This window comes from Chryseobacterium sp. StRB126 (assembly GCF_000829375.1).
Taxonomy (GTDB): Bacteria; Bacteroidota; Bacteroidia; order Flavobacteriales; family Weeksellaceae; genus Chryseobacterium.
The window spans coordinates 2,794,477-2,813,691 of the sequence record NZ_AP014624.1 but is presented as its reverse complement, the minus strand read 5'-3'; the positions used below and the strand labels follow the sequence as shown (position 1 = coordinate 2,813,691).

Genomic DNA, 19,215 nt, shown 5'->3' with positions numbered 1-19,215 from the left:
CCTGCAAATCTGCAGGTTTTTGTTTTATTTCTTGTCTCCTTTCCAGGTTCCGTATTGTGCCGGAGTTGGAAGAGTATTAGACCAGCTTCCATTTCCTTTTTTATCCAGATTAAGTTTTCCTTTAAATTCTCCTTTTGACGGAAGGCCAACTGTTCCTATCAGATCTCCGCTAGTGCTTACATTACCGGAAATATTATAATTCTCACTACTAACATCAGAATGCATGGTTCCTGATACCTTCCCTGTCTTATCAACCACAAAATTCCACACTCCTTTATCACCACCTTCATAAGTTCCAGACCATGTTCCTACATAATCATAAATGGTATCATCATCAGAGCTGCAACCGATAAATAAAAATGCCGTTAGTAAAAGTAAAAAAAGTTTCTTCATAGTTTCAGTAGTTTTATAACCTAAAATCCTGTTATCTCTTTACATTCTATTAGAAATATCCTGTTATAGAGATTGAGCTTAATATTTATTATTTTTTATTTCGTGCAAATCTACTAATTTTTTATTCAAATTATCTGAATTTTAATTAGTAGACGATATGTTTGTTAAAAAGCAACATATTTTGGCTAAAATACAATTATTTTTCAAACAAAATAAGGAACATTAATTTTTGAATTAATATTCAAAAGCTTTTATTTAAAATTTTCATTAATAAATATATATTAAAATAAAAATTTAGATATAATATATTTTAATTAGTTTTTTATTCTTAATTAATGCATATTTCTTACCTTAGTGAAAAATTTAACGTATCTAAAAAATACCATGAAAACAAAGACTTTTTTTTTGACAGCATTTGCTTTGTGTAGTTTTGCAAATGCACAAGTTGGAATTAATACAACAGCACCTACAAACACATTGGACGTTAACGGATCGGTAAGGGTAAGAGAACTTTCAAATCCTGAAAATAAAATCGTTGCTGCTAATGCCCAAGGGGTTCTAACATTAATCTCTCCTGAAGAAATTTTTGCTCCCAAAGCTTTATTAAATACTTCCATGTCTTCCACTGAACAGAGATTCACAGTATATGAAGGAAAATGCTTTCAGCCTGGAGATAATGCTTCATCCTGTACGGTTTCTTTAAATCATTATACCTCCTGTGCAGGATTTACTAATCCTGTAGACACACAAGTTATAGTGGTACAAGGTATTAATACAAATAACGGACAGTTCTTAGGTTCATGGACCGCCCGATATGTTGATAATAAAGGTTTTTCAAATACTTCTGCTATTGCTAACCAAACAGCACCAGATTATCCAAGAATTTCCTATCCAGCTCTTAATTCTGTAAATTATTTAGGAAGCGGGAATTTTAACGGGCAGTGCAATACGGACCTGGTAACCACTATTAACCAAACAACCGGCGATATAAAAATAGAATCTGTAAAGAGAAGTATGTATGCTCATCTTGTATACCTGCTCAACATTGCCCGTTCAAGAAGTTTATAATAAAGATTCAAAGTGAAATAAAAACACTTTGAAAACAAATTAAATAATAAAAAAGACTGATCGCGATCAGTCTTTTTTTTTAGATATATACTCCACAATCTTCCACATTAATTTACCATTTATACTCTTGTAAACTAACAAGTCCTGAGGTATTCAATTGATTAATAAAAGATGATGTAAAAACTGGAGGTTCCAAATAAAGTTTTTCCAGTTTGCTAAGCCCTTCCACATTAATTTTTCTTAGAGGATTACCGTTAAGATCAGCTTCTTTAAGTTTAGAATAAGGTCTGAGATCTATTTCTGTTATTAAATTCTTAGAAAGATCCAGCACTTTAATATCAAAAGAATTATCGGTTTTAAATGTGGTTAGCTGGTTTCTGAAAAGCTGTACATTTTCTAATTTAGGCTTTTTACTTAGATCTATGGATTTCAGCTTATTCACATTGATTCTAATATCCTTTAACTCTGTTAACCCGGAAAGGTCTACAGCAGATAATTCATTTTGATCCATAAAAATTACTTCCAGATTTGTACAGCCTTTTAATTTGAGCTGTGTAATCTTATTGTTAATTCCATAAAGATATTTGAGGTTTCGCATCCCTTCAAGATCTACAGTAGTGAGCTTGTTATCAAGAAAGGCAAAATCTTCAAGGTTGATAAAGTTTTTAATACCCACCACTGAAGAAATATCAGCATTCCTTATATGCAGCTTTTTAATATGGGCTGCTTCTGATTTCTGGATGTTTCCATCTCCATTTGTATCAATACCCTGAGCAATCAGGGCGGCTTTAAAATTCTCATCCGGAAAATTGATATTTTGGGCTTTTAGGCTAAAAATACCTAAATACAGATTTAAGAGGATTATTATAATTGCTTTCATTAGTTTGATTTTTAATGATTCGTTTTTATCTGAAAAATAACTGGATTTCAACAGTTCAATTATTTAGCAATATTGATAATAGTATTATTTTTTTGCACTTCAATGTATTCACCCACCTCTTCTTCATAGGCTTTTGATTCATACTGGGTTTCTGTTGAAAAAGACCCACCACCCATCTGAATTCCAAGGATATTTTTGTTGGAAGTAACCGGCCCTGACTGAACCCGATTGCTTCTTACCTTTTCCCAGGTCACTAAACTTACAACATAGTATTTTCCAGGCTTTATATTAGTGAACACAAAATGACCTTTGTCATCAATGGTCTTTGTTTCAATGCGGGCCATAGAGGCTTCTTTTGTCATTGCCGCTTGTTTCTTTCTGCTGTTATATTTCTTTTTAAGCTCAATATACTCAGCAAGATGTGGGGTTACAGGATATAATAATACTTTAGCCAAGTAGCCCGGATAATTGACATAGCCTCTTTTTTTGAATGAAAGGGTACCTTCGATGCTGCTATTTCCTTCTTCAAGCATTTTATAGGCTTCTTCTTTATTAAAAGCTGTTGTGGGAAGAACGTATTCTACATTCTTTTGCGCTTTTGTATTACTATAAAAACATAAAAGAAAAACCAAAACACAACAGTTGTAACAATTAATTTTTAACATGATTCATTATTTTAGATATTGGTGACTATATTTTTTATTTTACATTATTGCGGAATTTTTGTAAATCAAAGTAGTGTTCTTTAACCTCCCGACTCTGAAAAAACTGATTGAGGTAATTATAAAATCCTTGAATTTCTTAGATATGATCATCTCATTATATATTCTTCCCAAGAAATATCGCGGTTTAATAGATCTACTCTTATCATACCTTTCCTGCAAAATTAGGACATTCCTTATTCTATAAAATGGTCGTTTTGTATTTAAAATGGTCATTTAATTCTTATTTCGGAGGCCCGTTCAGAAGGTTTATCCTGAAAGATTTAAAGTCAATAATAGATGACCCGAAGAAAGTTAATCTTCTACCAGATTTTTAACAGAGTTATTGATTAAGAACAGCACTCTACCCTACTCAATTTTAAAAGGATGTAAATGTATTTTGAGGCTTTTACCATTCTTCCTCATTTTAAAGAGGAAATAAAAAAAATTATCTCCATCCGGAATACCTGCTGACTCATGCGAAAGACAACGTTGAAGAATCTAAAAAAATAACTACTCAGATTATTGCTAAGTATGAAGGACTATTATTTTTGTTAGCAATAAATCCAGCTACAGATATTTAAACACTTTAAAAAAAGATTAAATAAAAAAGACTGATCGGGATCAGTCTTATCTATTCATATGCAAATTATAAAAAGTTCAGTATTTTATTTGATACTTTTTGCCCAGTCATCCATATAATTTTCAAAAACAGTGAGAGGCATTGCCCCACCTTTCAGAATAGTATCATGGAAATCCCTAATATTAAATTGGGAACCTAACTGAATTTTGTATTTATCACGTAGTTCTTTTATTTTCAATTCTCCGATTTTATAAGAAAGTGCTTGTCCAGGGCTGGCCATATAACGTTCTATTTCAGCCGTAGCAAACTGTTCAGAAACAGGTTCGTTATCTAACATATACTTAATGGCATCTTCGCGTGTCATTTTTCCTGTATGTAAGCCGGAATCCACTACCAAACGGATAGCACGATGCATCTCTGTGCCTAATGCTCCCAGCTGATGGTAAGGATTGGTATAAACTCCCAAATCTTTTCCCAAAGATTCCGTATACAATGCCCAGCCTTCTACAAATGCTCCATTTGTATACTTTTGTCGGAACTCCGGAACAGAGGTATTTTCATATTGAATGCTTATCTGATAATGATGGCCGGGAATGGCTTCATGTAAAAATACACTTTCCATATCCATATTGGTGATGTTGATTTTTGCAGGGTCTAAAATAGGAGCATAAAAAATCCCTGGACGGTTACTTGGAAGATTTCCCGGAATATATTGCGGTGAAGCTGAGGCAGCTCTAAACTCTTCTGTTTTACGAATTTCAAAAGGTGTTTTAGGCGTAATCCCGAAATACTTCGATAAGTTAGGTTTTATCTTGTCATGAACATTCTGATAAGCTTCTAACACTTCTTTATCTGTTTTGAAAGGCATGAATTGTTTATCGGTTTTCATAAATTCAAATAATTCAGGGAGTGAGCCCTTAAAACCGATAGATTTCTTAATTGTTTCCATTTCTGCAGTAATTCTTGCCACTTCAGACAAACCTAGCTTGTACACTTCTTCAGGGTCCTTATCCACTGTTACCATTGAAAAAATATAGTCTTTATACATTTCTTTTCCATTGGAGAAAACATTGATTCCCGAAGATGAGCGGGCCTTTGGCAGGTATTCATTCTGGAAAAAATCTGCCAGTTTCTGCATAGAAGTGAAAATATTTTTCCCAAGAATATCTTTAAAGTCTTTCTTTAAGCGATTCTGCTCTTCTTTTGAGAAATCCTTTGGAAAATTCTTAATGGGTTCATAAAAAGATGACTGATCATTATTTTTTGCAAGTTTCTCTAACTGAGGAATGACTTTCACGACTAAAGATCTTGGCAAAACAACTCCTGCTTTGATGCCTTTTTGCATATTTTGTATGGATATATCTGTCCATCTTGAGAACGCCTGACAGCGTTTCAACCAATTATCATAGTCTTTTACTGTTTTGAAAGGCTGTGCCGAGGTACCGGAACCCAACATTGCCATATAGGTAGGAATACTTCCCAACTGGTTGATAGGCATATATTCCTCATGATACTTTTCTATTTTCAGCGCAATTTGTATATCATTTTCTAAAATTGCCAGTGAAATACGGTCTTCTTTATTCAGAGCCTGATTTTCAAAAGGCTTCAGAAGATTAGTATATTTTACATAAAAGTCATGAATCTTTTTGAGCTGATTGTCATCATCAGCGGGAAGCTGATCATTATAGCCATCAATACCGTTAAAGGTTGCATTCAATGGGCTCAATACATTTGATTCTTTATAGTATTGGTCAAAAATCTGATGTAATTGAGTATTCTTTTGCTGTGCACTCATGCAGGAGACGATAACAGTGCTGAGTAAAGCTAATTTATGTTTCATCATATCTTTATTAGTTTATTTATAAGAACTCTAAAAATACATTAATTATTCAATACATAAACTAATTGATAGTTTGATATTCTATAACTGATCATTTAAAATTTTAACAGGAACACAAATAAAATAATTATTTCCCCTTGAGTATAATACGCTGATGTGATATCCGGAATCAATATTATGATTGGGTTCTCCGTTCTCTTGTGGCCAGCCAGCAAAGTACAGAACCTGCACAAACCATAACAGCTCCCTGCCAAAAAGACAATCCTAATATTGTAGATAGAATAACGGAAGACAATGCTGATGATAAAACAGGAATAAAATAGGATGCACCTGTTAAAACAGTAACGTTTCCACCTAAGATTCCAATATTCCAGGCTGCATACCCAAATCCCATGGCACATGCAGCCAGCAAAAGATATATGACTGAAGAAAGGTTGACTTGCATATTGCCGGAATCACCAATAATTAAGTATTTGACCCATAATGCAACAGACACCATCATAAAAAATAATGTTATTCCGTTTACCCCATTGGCTATGCGAACGGTTACCACACAATAAGCCGCCCATAACAAAGCTCCGATAAAAGCTAATCCATAACTTAATGGGTTTGTTTTAATATTGGCCTGCATCTGAGAAATATCCAATCCCTGCTCTCCGCCCAATACCCAGACAATTCCTAACATGGAAAGTATAATTCCCGGAGCAATCAGCCAGTTGGCTTTTTTATGGGTAAAAAGAATAGTTGCCACCATTGTGAATGTAGGCCAGAGATAATTAACCATTCCCACTTCAATAGCCTGTCTGTTATTGGTTGAGTATCCTATGGAAAGGGCTAAACAAAGCTCATAAGATACCATAAGCGCTCCCCCAACTATCAAATATTTCTTTGGGAATTTTGACAAAGGAGTCCATTTTAAGGTAAAAAGTAAAAACACTGAAGCTACAGTGTATATTAAAGCTGCCCCTGCAGTGGCTCCAAAGGAATGACTTACTTCTTTAATAAGCCCTACAATGGAAGACCATAGGAGAATGGCACAGAATCCTATGGCCGTGGCTTTGGTTTGTTGAGACATGAAATGTTTTTGTTTTTACTTTTATCAGCTATTGAAGCAAAAGTAGGTAAAAATTATAGTCATGTGTGAAACCCAGCATGATGTTAATCCTATTCTTGATGATATCGGTGTACATTTTCTAATATACTCTCCCATATGGGATTATCATAGGCATTTATTTTTGAAAGCGTATCCTTATTGCTTATGATCATAATTTTTGTATCAATACCATCCATAGGCTGTATACTCTTCCCTTCTGCTACATTTCTAAATGCATTCAGATCAATTTTGTTTATTATATTTTTCCAATCTTCTGTCTTAATTTTATGGCTAAACTCCATCTTGTGGGACTCAGTATTGATCTTATGACTGTAATGTACAGAGTCCTGATTTATTGATATTCTTGAATACACCCCCAGCTTACCACCAAAATTGATTACTTCTAAAGATCGTATTTCTTCAGCCTGTGCAGGATTATGCTGGTTTAATTTATTATTTTCTTTTTTATGGCATCCTACAAAAATCAGCAAAGAGACAGCTATCAATTTATTCATGCTTTAATCTATCAATTTATAGTTTAAGAGACCTTTTATCTAATTATTAAATGATTTTTAAACAAAGGATGTGATTACTCCTATAAAGCTACAAAAAGTAAAATTATCTCTTAGTTTTTAGCGGTATTTTTAAGAAATCTTTGTTTCCCATTACATTTCTTCTCACTTAAGGGAAAAAAGTTATCTTTGAAAGACTTAAATTTTTAATCATGAAAGAAAAAATTGTTCAGATTACCCACTCTACAGGAAAATACACGTTGGATGTAGCTCCTGGAAAACTTAATGAAATGCAGGAACAAATTGACAGATGCTTAAACAATGAGCAGGCAGCTATAGTTATCAGAAACAATAATGGAGAACAGTTCATTTATCCATCTGAGCTTTTGAAAAATAGTTTTATTGCAATAGTTGATAAAACTTCAACCGAAGTACTCTAGTAACAAGCCTCTATTATGTGGGACCATTTTATTTATAGGTAATAAAAAAGTTGAGTTTAATGTTTTTTTATAGTCCTGAGTAATTAAAAACTCCATTAACCACTAAATTTCAAAAATATTCTTACAAATATTTGTACATATCATTTAAATACTTACTTTTGTATCGCTTCAAAAATGGGGGATTGGCGCAGTTGGCTAGCGCGTTTGACTGGCAGTCAAAAGGCCACGGGTTCGAATCCCGTATTCTCCACTACTGCAAACCACGCCCAATAAAGGGTTTGCTATATATTTCAATTCTTGTAATTGTATTAATCGTGTACTCGATCGTGTACCAAATAATTAATACAATATATGTTCAAAAATCAAATGCCGAACGGATGTAGTTATTCTGATCTGTTCATTTACCCGAATCCGGAAAACATTTCAACTAAGAAAGTTCTTTCTGAAAAAGACATTTTAGCAAAAAAAATTACCATCAAAGAGGTGGAAAGATAACCTAAGTAACACATGGAATACTTTGATTAAGTTCTAAAAAATAGCCTTGGTTGATTCAGTTTCAATCAGGGCTTTATTTTTATACAACTCCCATGAATAAACAGGTATAAAAAATCTGCAACATAGTACCAATATATACCCAAATATCCATACAACTTATTCTCTAATCAAACCAACCACAATTTCAAATTGGGTAGTAAAAAAAGTTTTTTTAGTACGTCAAGTTCTGACGTTTCGCAAATGTACTTTTGCGAAAAATAATCTAAAAAAAATAAAAAATCTATACTTTGTGAAATAAAAAATATTTTTAATTTTGCCAACCTAAAAAAATTATAACAATCGATGAACAAAAAAATTATTCTACGGTTACTGTTGGTAATAACAGTATCTCTATTTTTTTTGAATTCTTGTAGAACAGATGAGACAATGCAAGAAGAAAAAAGAACTGAAAGAGAGAAAATTGAAGCCTTTGTAAGATTTGAGAACAACTTAACTACTCAAAAAAATACACAAAAAAACAACTCTGAATACACCAGTTATCATAAGCCGTTTAAAGAAATCATACAGGCGTTTATGAACAAAAATCCTGCTTTTGCTCAGAAATTCCAGAATGAAGTAGGTGACATTTATTTTGAAATAAGAAGTTTAACGTACGGAAAAACTTCAAAAGTTATTGCCTACCCTATCATGAAAGATGATAAAGTAAATGCTTTTCTAATTGGGGTGATAAATCCGCAAAGAGATTGGGTAAATTTTACAGTTGCAAAAGATGATACACCTGAAGTACAACGTATCATTTCAAAGTTTCAAAACTATTATAATTCAGCCTCTATAACATCAAGAAGCAGAGAAAAAGAGCAAGCTATAGAAGAAATTGTAATTGTTGTTGATTCTCCTGGCCAGGGCCCTATTACCTTTCCCTATGTCGACCATAATGGTTTTGGAAGCGGTATGAGTGGTGGTGGACCTTCATATGGAGGTACAGGTAGTGGTGGCGGCGGCGGTCAGGCACCTCCCGCTAGAAATCCTTGTAAAGAAGCAGAGAGTTCTATGAGTGATGCTAATACAATTCTGAAAAGCGGTGAAGTACAAAAAAAAATGGACCTCGCTTTGAAAGGAAAAATTCAAGCTTCTAATGAATGGACAGTAGCCATAGGTGAAAAACCTAATGGAGATTTCGAGGTAACAGAAGCTGTAGAACAAAATGCCGATAAAGGAACAATTCCATCTTCACAACTAAAAAACACATACATTGGGGATGGCCATTCTCATTCAGGGAGTAGAGGTAATCCTTCAGGGGGAGATTTATACAGCATGATCACTTCCCTTAATGATAGTCCTAATCTGAAATATCGTTTTGTGTATGGTAATTCTAGTGAAGGAACTGCAGAAGTATACGCTTTAGTAATTAGTGATGCTTCTTTGGCCAAGGAATTTCTTAAGCAATTTTCTAAAGATCAAAATTATGACACTCAAAGTCGCTCATTTAAAGACGAAAGTTTGTTGGGAACTGAATTTTATAAGGCAAAAAAGTATTATTCTTCGGGTACATTTACTGATACATCAGATGAAGATTATGATAGCAGAGCTGTAGCAATGGCTTATATTTTGGATAAATATAATGCAGGAATTAGTATTGCTAAAGCAGACGCTAATGGAAATCTCAAAAGAATAAATGCAGAAATCTCAGAAATAACTATTCCATATAGTGGTGGGAAAGTGAAGGAAGGAGTAAAAATATCAAAATGTCCCTAATAAATTTTAAAATATTTAATATGAAATCAACAATATTAAAAAGCTTATTTGTAATAAGTATATTTTTTACACACAGCTATAAGGCTCAATCAGTTACCGTGGGTGACTACATCGCATTTTATAATAGTGTAGTTCCCAGCCTAAACACAATCGCCTCTGATAAAACACAATTTTATGGGCATAATTTTTCCAAATTCAATACTGAACTCAACAAAAGATATATAAATATTGTAGGATTAGATTATGATAGCAAAACAGATACTGGAAAAAAATATTATATTTTAAGATTATTCTTATGTGATTCTAATATGGATAAACCAGCATTAGATAACAGGTATCAAATTCCCTGGATAACAATTACCTTTGAGGATGAGATTCCTCCTCAAATTAAAAGCATGGTACAGCAGTATCATGGAGAATGGAATAATACTTTTGTTGAATTTTTCTCAAATATGAAAATAGAAAAAATAAAATTTGTAGGACTCAACGGATATAATAATTATGATCGGTCTGCTAAATAATCTATTCTAAAAGGAAAAGATTTACTATTTTCAAAAACAGCATCTACAATGATTGGTTCTACCGCAGATAGGTAAAGCCAATCATTTTCATTTAGCCATAGTGAGATCATTACAACAACTCTAATTTAAACAAAAATTAATGAAATCTATCTTCTTAAAAAGCACATTGGTGATAAGCGTATTTTTTATGCATAACAATAAAGCCCAATCTTTATCCATAAATGACTACATTAAGTTTTACAATGAAGTTGTCCCCAAATTGAATACCATTACCACTAATAAAACACAATTCTATGGACAGGAATTTTCCAAATTCAATACTGAACTCATTAATAAAAATATAAATATTGTAAGTTTAGGATATGGAAGTAAAACAGATATCGGGATCAAGAACTATATTTTAAGATTATATTTCTGTGATTCTAATATGGATAAACCAGCATTAGATAACAGGTATCAAATTCCTGTGATTTCGATCACCTTTGAAGACGAAATTCCTCCTCAAATTAAAAGCATGGTACAGCAATATCATGGAGAGTGGAATAATGCTTTTGTTCAATTTTTCTCGAATATGAAAATAGAGAAAATAAAATTTATAGGACTCAACGGATATAACAATTATGATCGGTCTCCTAAATAATTTATCCTAAAAAGAAAAGATTTACTATTTTCAAAAAAATATTTCAAATGATTGGCTCTATCGCAGACAGGTAAAGCCAATCATTTTCATTTTAGCCATAGTGAGATCATTACAACAACTCCATTTTAAACAAAAATTAATGAAATCCATCTTCTTAAAAAGCGTATTGGTGATAAGCGTATTTTTTATGCATAACAATAAAGCTCAATCCTTATCCATAAACGACTACATTAAGTTTTACAATGAAGTAGCTCCCAAACTGAATACAATTACCACTAATAAAACACAATTCTATGGGCAGAAATTTTCCAAATTCAACACTGAACTCATTAATAAAAATATAAATATTGTAAGTTTAGGATATGGAAGCAAAACAGATATTGGGATTAAGAATTATATTTTAAGATTATATTTTTGTGATTCTAATATGGATAAACCAGCATTAGATAACAGCTATCAAATTCCCGTGATTTGGATCACCTTTGAAGATGAAATTCCTCCTCAAATTAAAAATATGGTAAAGCAATATCATGGGGAATGGAACAACAATTTTTCTCAGTTTTTCTCAAATATGAAAATAGAAAAGATTGAGTTTGGAGGACTCAATGGGTATAACAGTTATGATTGGTCTGCTAAATAATCTATTCTAAAAGGAAAAGATTTACTATTTTCAAAAAAATATTTCAAATGATTGGTTCTGCCACAGACAGGTAAAGCCAATCATTTTGATTTTAAGCTACTTTAAGGCACTTATCACTATTACACCACACTCATTAAAACTCGGTAAGACACCGCCAGAATAGCTTAAAAACAGTTTTTGCACCATAGATTCCAGAATAGGAAACCAACTCTCAGTAGTACAGAAAGAATCATGTATCTTCAATGGTGGTATAGTGTCTTAAAAAAGTATCATCATAACCTTATTCAATGTTTTCAAAAATTTCAAATTTTGTATAACAATATCCACAGATTGTCTTACCAAATAAATAGTTGATGATTACTCTGAGTGATTCCACTTCAAACTTATCAATATAATAACTAAGCCACTGGTAATTCTTTTCCGAAATGATTGCTTTGGAATATTCTGCTTTTGAGAGTACTGCAGGTTCAACAGAAAACTTTTCCTGATCTTTTACGAAAACAGGGTCTTCTTTATATTGAACAAGCCTATCATTTTCATTCCATAAAGTTAAGGATTCACCACAGCTTGGACAGGTGCATATATATTCTTCATTCTCACTGTATCGCCATAAAACAGATGATACCTCAAATATTCTATTGGAAACAGCTAAAGCAGTCAGAAAGTGCCTTTTATCATATTCGTCTTTTTTCAGGATATCCAATTCCAGCAGAACAGCTATCTGATTTAATTTACCAAAGGAATTATTAAATGTATTCTTTATTTCTACAATCTTTTCCGGATCACATTTACTATCCAAAAAAATAAAATCCATTTCTTCATCACCGCCATATTCTGAAAACATTGCCATTGTATAAAGAAAAGTCTCCAATTTAAATTCATGGTCTTCTGTTTTCTCAATCAACTCTATAAGATAAGGAAAGACTGCAAATGTTACTTCATACAAACTCATCTGATGGCTTATGTACTCAGTAGTGATTTCAATCATCAGATCGATATCAAATGTTTCAGATAGCTTTTGGAGCAATTCAGGGATCTCTTCTGAATTATTAAATGCACTGCTTAATTTCTTCCATTGTGATATCTCCGTAAGTGGTAGCATAAATATTATTTAAATTTTTGAAAAGACCTAAAAATCAGTTCACAACACCCACTATGAACCAGAGTCGGGGTCTTTACAATAAAAGTATCAAATTTTCGGAAGATTCTATCTTTTATAATATATCAATCCTCTATTGAGCTATTATAAAAACTTTACTCTTTACTATTTGAATACAGATTATGTCATATGAATTAAATATGAAATACAATAATTCTCTTTATATAGATTTAATATATAAAAAATCTATATTTTGTATAAAAATACTGATATTTCTCAATATTTTTTACAAAATAAATGTTTATATTATCATCAGAACATACTCATTTCGGTTAAAATTATTTATCTAACAAACTACAAATTAAAGTGTTAAATAAAGTTAACATATCATAAAATAACCAGCAATCATGCTCAGTCTTCGACGTTTACAAAATTGCTTAAAAAAGATTTAATACTTAATTAAAAAATAAAGTTTCATCTTTGCAGCCTTAAAATCAAACACGCTAGTTTATTTCATGAGCATTATTTTAAAAAAGCGACTTCTTATAGCGCTTGTATTACCAACGGCCGCCTTGTATTATGGGCAGAGTACGAAGGATTCTTTAGAAAAATCTAAATCTATTGATGAGGTGATGTTGGTAGGTAGAAACCTTTCCCAAACAGCCAAAGAGAGAAAAACACCTGTTGCAGTTTCCAACATTAAGGCAGCTGAAATTCAGGAGAAACTAGGAAACAGAGAATTCCCTGAAATTATGAAGTCTACCCCTTCAGTATACGTTACTAAAGTAGGTGGCGGATTTGGAGACAGTAGAATTAACATGAGAGGTTTTGATGGTGCCAATATTGCGGTAATCATCAACGGGCAGCCTGTTAATGATATGCAAGGAGGTACCGTTTACTGGTCTAACTGGACTGGACTAGCAGATATTGCAAGCTCTATTCAGATTCAGAGAGGTTTGGGAGCTTCTAAATTTGTAGTTCCTTCTGTTGGGGGAACAATCAATATTGTGACCAAAGCTACCGATTCTGAGCAGAAAGCAATGATTAAGGCTGAAGCTGGTAACGACAATTACTCAAAGCTTTCAGCGATGTACTCTTCGGGGTTGAAAAACAAATGGGCAACTACCGTATTACTTTCCCGTTGGCAAGGCGATGGTTATATCAACGGAACTAAAGGTGAAGGATATTCATGGTTTTTCTCTACAGGATTTAAGCCTAATGAAAAACACGCGTTCAATTTCATTGCAACGGGGGCACCACAGGTACACGATACAAGAAGATCTTCAGCAACCGGAGCTAATGTAGCAACTTTGCAGCAGTTCGAAACGTATGGAAGAAGATACAATCCACAAACAGGAATGCTGAATGGTTCTCAATTTAATTTAGCACCAAACTTCTACCATAAGCCAATTGCTTCATTAAACTGGGATTGGAATATTAATGACAACCTGAAATTATCCACCGTTGTTTACGGCTCTTGGGGACGTGGCGGCGGCGGTACCGGACTTAATGGCTCCATTGTAAACGGCAACAAAGATGTCATGAACTTCACAAACTCTGGCCCAGGTGGAGATGGCACCATTAATTGGGATATGATTTATCGTTACAACAGAGGAGGTGCAGTAACAGATTATAACGGAAATACTTTCCAAAAATCAGGTTTTGTTGCTCCTACCGGCTCCCCTGCTGATTATAATGGACAAAATGTAGCTACTTTAAACGGAACCAGCGGTATCGTTAGAAAGCAAAGTATTAATGCTCATGACTGGTACGGAGTAATTGCTGATCTTAATTATAAAAAGAATAACTGGACATTTAACGGAGGAATAGACCTTAAGACTTACAAAGGAGCTCTTTATGATATTACTACTGATCTGCTAGGATCTGATGCCTTATTTGTTAAAAGTACAGTAAATGCTCCAAACGGGTATTATGTTGACCGTACAGTAAAACCGGAACCATTAACGAAGACAGGTAATACTCAAAAAGTATCTATCTATAACGAAGGTCTTGTAAAATGGGCTGGTATCTATGGAATGGTTGAATATAGTTCTGAAAAACTAAGTGCATCTGTTCAGGCATCCGTTTCTGAGCAGTATTACAAGAGAAGAGACTATATGTTGTATACTCCTGGTAACCAAGAAACCAAATGGTATCACAAAACAGGTTATATTGTAAAAGGAGGAGCTAACTATAATATTGATGATCATCATAATGTATTTTTCAATGCAGGAGTTATTTCGAGACAGCCGTTATTTAATGCTCTCTTTCCTTCTAACCAGAATATCTACAATGATGCGAAGAATGAAAGAATTTTCTCTTTAGAGTTAGGATATGGCTTCAAATCCCGTTATATAGATGTTAACATCAATGCGTACAGAACGCAGTGGGATGACAGATTCATTTCAAGAACATTCAATGCAGGAGCTGCAGATGTTGCTAAATTCTCTCAATTAAAACTTGGAAACGCTTATTTCTATAATGCTCTGAACGTTGGACAACTTCACCAGGGTGTTGAATTGGAAGCGAAAGCAAGACCTTTTGCTAACCTTAGACTAAGAGGGATGGTTTCATTTGGAAACTGGAAATACAAAGGAAATGCTAACTTCAACATTCTTGATGTTCAAAGCAACCAAGAAGTGGCTGGAACAACAGGGATGATCAATATTAAAGATCTGAAAGTTGGAGATGCTGCCCAAACAACAGCAAGCTTAGGAGTTGATTATAACATTACCAAAGCATTCAGTGTTGATGCAAACTGGGAATATTATGACAAATTATATGCGCAGTTCAACCCTATCAACTTCCTTACAGAGGCTGACAGAGAAAGAGGAATTGTAAAATTACCAAGCTACAACCTATTTGATGTGGGTGCTAGTTACAAATTTGAAATCGGTCAGAAAAAATCATTAACATTAAGAGCGAACGTTTACAACTTGTTCAACAAATATTATATTTCTGAACTAAGTTCTAATATCCACGCTACTGATAAAATTGGTTCTGGTCCGGATAAAGGAAAAACATACCAGGAAGCTGGTAGAGTTTACCAGGGTATTGCAGATGCCAATACAGGTTTCTTAGGATTCGGAAGAACGTGGTCTGTGGCTGCGACTTTCAGATTCTAATGATGCCATTGAATATAAAACATGAACCCGTCACTTTTGACGGGTTCTTTTCTTTTAGATGTTGTTACACTCTCCTATTTTGTAAAGAAATAAGTGATAAATTAGACAAGACGAAAAACCATTTCTATTGTAATGGACAAAGAAACTATATATTATATTGTAACCTATTTCAGTAATCTGATGACTCATGATGAAAAATCAGCATTAAGACACCACATATACACTTATAAAACCTCTACCAATTCTCAATTAAGAAAAATATTGACAGATAAAGGCTGGTTAAATACTGATCATAAAATCATTACCTTACTCCAAAATGGTTTTGATGAATTTGAGCGCAATACAGCACAACGAATATTAGCTGAAACTCCAGAAAAAGTATTTTTCAATACCTGTCCTCAATGTAATAAACTGGCCCGAACTCCTTATGCAAAGCAATGCCGATATTGCCAATACAGTTGGCATAATCTGATGGCCAAATTTAAAATCGACAGTGTTTTCCAGCTTACCAACAGAAGTTTTTATCTGCTTGGGGAAATTGTAGAAGGAGAAATACATCCAGGCCAATTGATGGATTTAACAACTGTAGGACTTCACAAAAAAATTAAAATTGAATCTATTGAATTGGGCAACAAACCAAATAACGGAAAGCCATGGAATGGTATTGGACTTGGAACCAATGAACTCACAGAAGAAGATAAACTATATTTAAAACAACAATCTTCTCTTCATCCCATAATCAATATCATTACTGCTCAACCAATTTAACACTTAAATCCATATCAATCAGATAAGCAAGATGTTCATGCATTTTTTCTGTGAAATGAAGCTCAGCATTCATGATCTTACCGGTTGATTTTTCAAAATTGTATTTGGTTTTGACACTGAATTCAAACTGGTCAATAGAAAATTCCTTCTCATTTTCATAAAGCTTTTTGATATGACTTTTAATGAGTTCTTCCCGGTTGTTCAGCACGGAATGAAATTCTACAAGAAGGGTGTTGTTTTCTTCTTCAAGTTTCACCAGTTTTAGCTGATAGCTATACTCTACTCCCTGCATTAATCTGGAGCGAATACTCAACGAGCTGGATAGAAAGCTGTAATATTCATTAGGTGGAAATATAAGACTGTAAACCTCCGGTAACAGAAGAATATACTGTAGGTTCTTCTTCAATTCTCCTTCAAAACTTTTCAGTCCTTTTTCATAATTGGTAACAAATTTAATCTGATCTTTTTCTTCCGGGAAAACAGCTGGTAGCTTGTTTTCCTTCCATTCTTCCCAGCTTTTCCAAAGCTCATCTTTATTCTCAACAGAAAGTATCTTCCCATCGGAATTTCGTTTGATATAAAGATTACGCGAAATATCTGCAAGGGCAAGACTTTGCAGTAAAAAAGGCTTCATTGTATGATTGTCTGTATCTCCTGTGATTTGCAGAAGCTTTATCCTGTTGTAAATAAGATCTGATTCTTTCTGCTGGTCAAGAAACAGTTCAGATGAGGTTTTTAAAGAAATTGGGGGATTTTCCTTACCCATCAGAAAGGTATTCTCCACATTCAGGGTATATTCCTGCGAGAATTTTTCAAGTTGAAGAAGAGGAATATTTTCCCCAAAAAAGAAATTTGAAATACTCATTACTTTATTTTGACTCCTGTACCGTTTAATTAATGACTTGTTCTAAAGCTTTTTTGATCCAAAACTGCCGGGAGCTGATTAAAAAGATTCTGATAGTCCAATAATGACTCATAGTCTAAATAATCTTTAGGAGCATCCAACCAATGTTTGGATAAATCTGCAGTTCCGAATTGTTCGATGAGTACTGTTTTATCATTTTCTTTTACAAATTCCTTCAAAAAAACATTGTCTTTCTTTTTATTTGAATAGAATAAGAGTGTTTTTCCCAGATCACCATACCAAGAAATTTGTTTAAAAAAAATTTTATTGTTATTATATACCTCAAGATCTCCTTTAACTATCTCACCTTTAGAAAAGATTATCATTAGATTATGCTTAAGTATATTATTATCGTAAAAATTTAATTTTATACTCATAGAATCAATGGTAACTTGACAATAAGGTTTTTCATATTTATAATAGTTAATACTATATTCAAGTTCATTTTCAAAAGCATATCTAGCCCACTCATCTGGGGTATATTTTAAAAACTTCTTTGGAACATTCTGGCTAAACTCCGTTGATAAATGAACTTCTAATGTAGTTTGTTCATCCATTATCTTTTCCATAAGTCCGTTATACTTCGAAAATTCTGTTTTATACATTACGAAAAATTGGTTTTTATATATTTCGTCCACTCTTCCTCAATTACCGGATCGTTATTTTCTTCATCAACAAAATTATAGTTGCTATAAAAATTATCGAGCTTCATAATTAAAGAAACCTGATAATTAAACCATTGGTGATATTCATCAGATTCTTCCCATAATTCTCTTACTTCTGAATGCTCTTTAAAGAAAAGGATCTTTTTGGAGGCTTTTATAACCATTTGAGCTAATAGAATCGTATCTAAAGATTCCAACTGCGGCAAAATGTAGTCTGTGGAAATCAGTTTCAAACGACCACTCAGTGCTTCAAGTATTGCTAACGTAATAAAGCTCTCTTCGTCATCTATAAAATCATCTTCATCCAAAATTTTGGTGAGATAAGGAATCACTAATTCTTTATCCGGAGATTCCTTCAGTTCTGCAAACCAATCTGCAGCAGTATCATTTTCGAAGTTCTTATATCCCCAAGCCCCCATAATTATATTTTAAAATTAATGTTCATAGAATCTGGCTAAATCAAATCCCATTTCCTTAGATAATTCATAATAACTTATATTTGGATCTAAATTCAAGTCTCTATAAACTTTATCTCTTAATTCAGGAAAATTTCTTAAATCCATTTCTTTAAAACTATCGCTATAATGCTCTCCAGAAACCAAATCTTCACGTCCTTGTAAATGAACACACTCATTAGCCAATACTTCAGGATATTCTGCACTCCAGCTAATTTCAAAATCATTAATATCCTTGTATTGAGTTTTAATATGAAGTTCTCCTCTTAACAACTGAATACTTCCATAAGCATCTCCAATAATTTCAGGAAATTCAACAGATTGATAATCTATTTTTAAATGCCCTGCCTTTCCCCATTTTAATCTATTCGCTTTTGAATCAATCCTATAAATAAAAACCCCATCTATTAATGTTTCCAAATGTTCAGGAAGATCCGGTTTATCATATATTCCTTTATACATTCTTATTAACTGACATTCTTCATAGACATCAAAGTATGATTCTTCATCTTGTTCAATAGAGGGTGTAAAATATTGTTTTTCAACATCGAACAGAATTTGCCCGAAAATAAACTTATCAGACTCTTCAAGTTGTAAATAAAATAGATCTCCTTGATTTAATTTTTCTTTTTTCATAT

20 protein-coding genes and 1 tRNA gene are annotated in these 19,215 nt (G+C 33.1%); 10 read left to right on the top strand and 11 right to left on the bottom strand.

All coding sequences use genetic code 11. The features are described 5' to 3' along the window. Positions 1–24: 24 nt before the first annotated feature. The gene (locus CHSO_RS12720) at positions 25–393 is read right to left on the bottom strand and encodes a hypothetical protein (RefSeq protein WP_045496436.1); all 369 of its coding nucleotides are present in this window, start codon (positions 391–393) and stop codon (positions 25–27) included. Between the two features lie 384 nt (positions 394–777). Here CHSO_RS12720 and CHSO_RS12710 point away from each other — a divergent pair, with 384 nt between their 5' ends. Beyond that, positions 778–1,461: a hypothetical protein gene (locus tag CHSO_RS12710; RefSeq protein ID WP_144428914.1), complete on the top strand. Its 684-nt coding sequence runs from the start codon at positions 778–780 to the stop codon at positions 1,459–1,461. A gap of 112 nt (positions 1,462–1,573) precedes the next feature. Here the strand turns inward: CHSO_RS12710 and CHSO_RS12705 are convergent, their stop codons facing one another. The 5 genes from CHSO_RS12705 to CHSO_RS12685 all read right to left on the bottom strand — a co-directional run bounded on the left by CHSO_RS12705 (position 1,574) and on the right by CHSO_RS12685 (position 7,073). After that, complete coding sequence (locus CHSO_RS12705) at positions 1,574–2,341, bottom strand: hypothetical protein (protein WP_045496430.1); 768 nt, start codon at positions 2,339–2,341, stop codon at positions 1,574–1,576. 59 nt (positions 2,342–2,400) lie between these two features. Further along, a complete protein-coding gene (locus tag CHSO_RS25050) occupies positions 2,401–3,006 on the bottom strand; it encodes a hypothetical protein (RefSeq protein WP_052480587.1) in 606 nt (201 codons plus the stop codon). A gap of 704 nt (positions 3,007–3,710) precedes the next feature. Beyond that, complete coding sequence (locus tag CHSO_RS12695) at positions 3,711–5,468, bottom strand: DUF885 domain-containing protein (protein WP_198408382.1); 1,758 nt, start codon at positions 5,466–5,468, stop codon at positions 3,711–3,713. Positions 5,469–5,640: 172 nt separating this feature from the next. Further along, positions 5,641–6,540, bottom strand: a complete 900-nt coding sequence (yddG, locus tag CHSO_RS12690; protein WP_045496426.1) for an aromatic amino acid DMT transporter YddG — start codon at positions 6,538–6,540, stop codon at positions 5,641–5,643. A gap of 89 nt (positions 6,541–6,629) precedes the next feature. After that, a complete protein-coding gene (locus CHSO_RS12685; protein ID WP_045496424.1) occupies positions 6,630–7,073 on the bottom strand; it encodes a hypothetical protein in 444 nt (147 codons plus the stop codon). A 209-nt stretch (positions 7,074–7,282) separates the two neighbouring features. Between CHSO_RS12685 and CHSO_RS12680 the strand changes: the two genes are divergently transcribed. From CHSO_RS12680 to CHSO_RS12655, 7 genes are all read left to right on the top strand, one after another. Then, on the top strand, positions 7,283–7,510 hold the full coding sequence (locus tag CHSO_RS12680; protein WP_045496422.1) for a hypothetical protein: 228 nt from the start codon (positions 7,283–7,285) through the stop codon (positions 7,508–7,510). Between the two features lie 176 nt (positions 7,511–7,686). Then, positions 7,687–7,760 (top strand) — tRNA-Ala (locus CHSO_RS12675). Positions 7,761–7,861: 101 nt separating this feature from the next. Then, entirely contained in the window at positions 7,862–8,005 is a 144-nt protein-coding gene (locus tag CHSO_RS25960) for a hypothetical protein (RefSeq protein ID WP_171817646.1), read from the top strand. Between the two features lie 426 nt (positions 8,006–8,431). Continuing rightward, positions 8,432–9,760: a hypothetical protein gene (locus CHSO_RS12670; protein WP_045496420.1), complete on the top strand. Its 1,329-nt coding sequence runs from the start codon at positions 8,432–8,434 to the stop codon at positions 9,758–9,760. Between the two features lie 20 nt (positions 9,761–9,780). After that, on the top strand, positions 9,781–10,281 hold the full coding sequence (locus CHSO_RS12665; protein ID WP_045496418.1) for a hypothetical protein: 501 nt from the start codon (positions 9,781–9,783) through the stop codon (positions 10,279–10,281). A gap of 139 nt (positions 10,282–10,420) precedes the next feature. Next, on the top strand, positions 10,421–10,921 hold the full coding sequence (locus tag CHSO_RS12660) for a hypothetical protein (protein WP_045496416.1): 501 nt from the start codon (positions 10,421–10,423) through the stop codon (positions 10,919–10,921). Positions 10,922–11,060: 139 nt separating this feature from the next. Next, positions 11,061–11,561 carry a hypothetical protein gene (locus tag CHSO_RS12655; protein WP_045496414.1) on the top strand — a complete coding sequence of 167 codons (501 nt, stop codon included), beginning with the start codon at positions 11,061–11,063 and terminating at the stop codon, positions 11,559–11,561. Between the two features lie 280 nt (positions 11,562–11,841). On the opposite strand, the gene CHSO_RS12650 is transcribed toward CHSO_RS12655, so the two are convergent. Beyond that, on the bottom strand, positions 11,842–12,663 hold the full coding sequence (locus CHSO_RS12650) for a hypothetical protein (protein ID WP_045496413.1): 822 nt from the start codon (positions 12,661–12,663) through the stop codon (positions 11,842–11,844). 512 nt (positions 12,664–13,175) lie between these two features. Between CHSO_RS12650 and CHSO_RS12645 the strand changes: the two genes are divergently transcribed. Then, positions 13,176–15,785: a TonB-dependent receptor gene (locus CHSO_RS12645; RefSeq protein WP_045496411.1), complete on the top strand. Its 2,610-nt coding sequence runs from the start codon at positions 13,176–13,178 to the stop codon at positions 15,783–15,785. Between the two features lie 132 nt (positions 15,786–15,917). Continuing rightward, entirely contained in the window at positions 15,918–16,553 is a 636-nt protein-coding gene (locus tag CHSO_RS26105; RefSeq protein ID WP_185114270.1) for a hypothetical protein, read from the top strand. Here CHSO_RS26105 and CHSO_RS12635 read toward each other — a convergent pair. The 4 genes from CHSO_RS12635 to CHSO_RS25045 are packed head-to-tail and all read right to left on the bottom strand — an operon-like array spanning position 16,534 to position 19,213. Further along, complete coding sequence (locus CHSO_RS12635; protein ID WP_045496409.1) at positions 16,534–17,418, bottom strand: hypothetical protein; 885 nt, start codon at positions 17,416–17,418, stop codon at positions 16,534–16,536. The genes CHSO_RS26105 and CHSO_RS12635 overlap by 20 nt on opposite strands. A gap of 29 nt (positions 17,419–17,447) precedes the next feature. Continuing rightward, the gene (locus CHSO_RS12630; protein ID WP_144428913.1) at positions 17,448–18,026 is read right to left on the bottom strand and encodes a hypothetical protein; all 579 of its coding nucleotides are present in this window, start codon (positions 18,024–18,026) and stop codon (positions 17,448–17,450) included. A 35-nt stretch (positions 18,027–18,061) separates the two neighbouring features. After that, on the bottom strand, positions 18,062–18,541 hold the full coding sequence (locus tag CHSO_RS12625; RefSeq protein WP_045496404.1) for a DUF4259 domain-containing protein: 480 nt from the start codon (positions 18,539–18,541) through the stop codon (positions 18,062–18,064). A gap of 15 nt (positions 18,542–18,556) precedes the next feature. After that, on the bottom strand, positions 18,557–19,213 hold the full coding sequence (locus tag CHSO_RS25045; RefSeq protein ID WP_052480586.1) for a hypothetical protein: 657 nt from the start codon (positions 19,211–19,213) through the stop codon (positions 18,557–18,559). Positions 19,214–19,215: the final 2 nt, after the last annotated feature.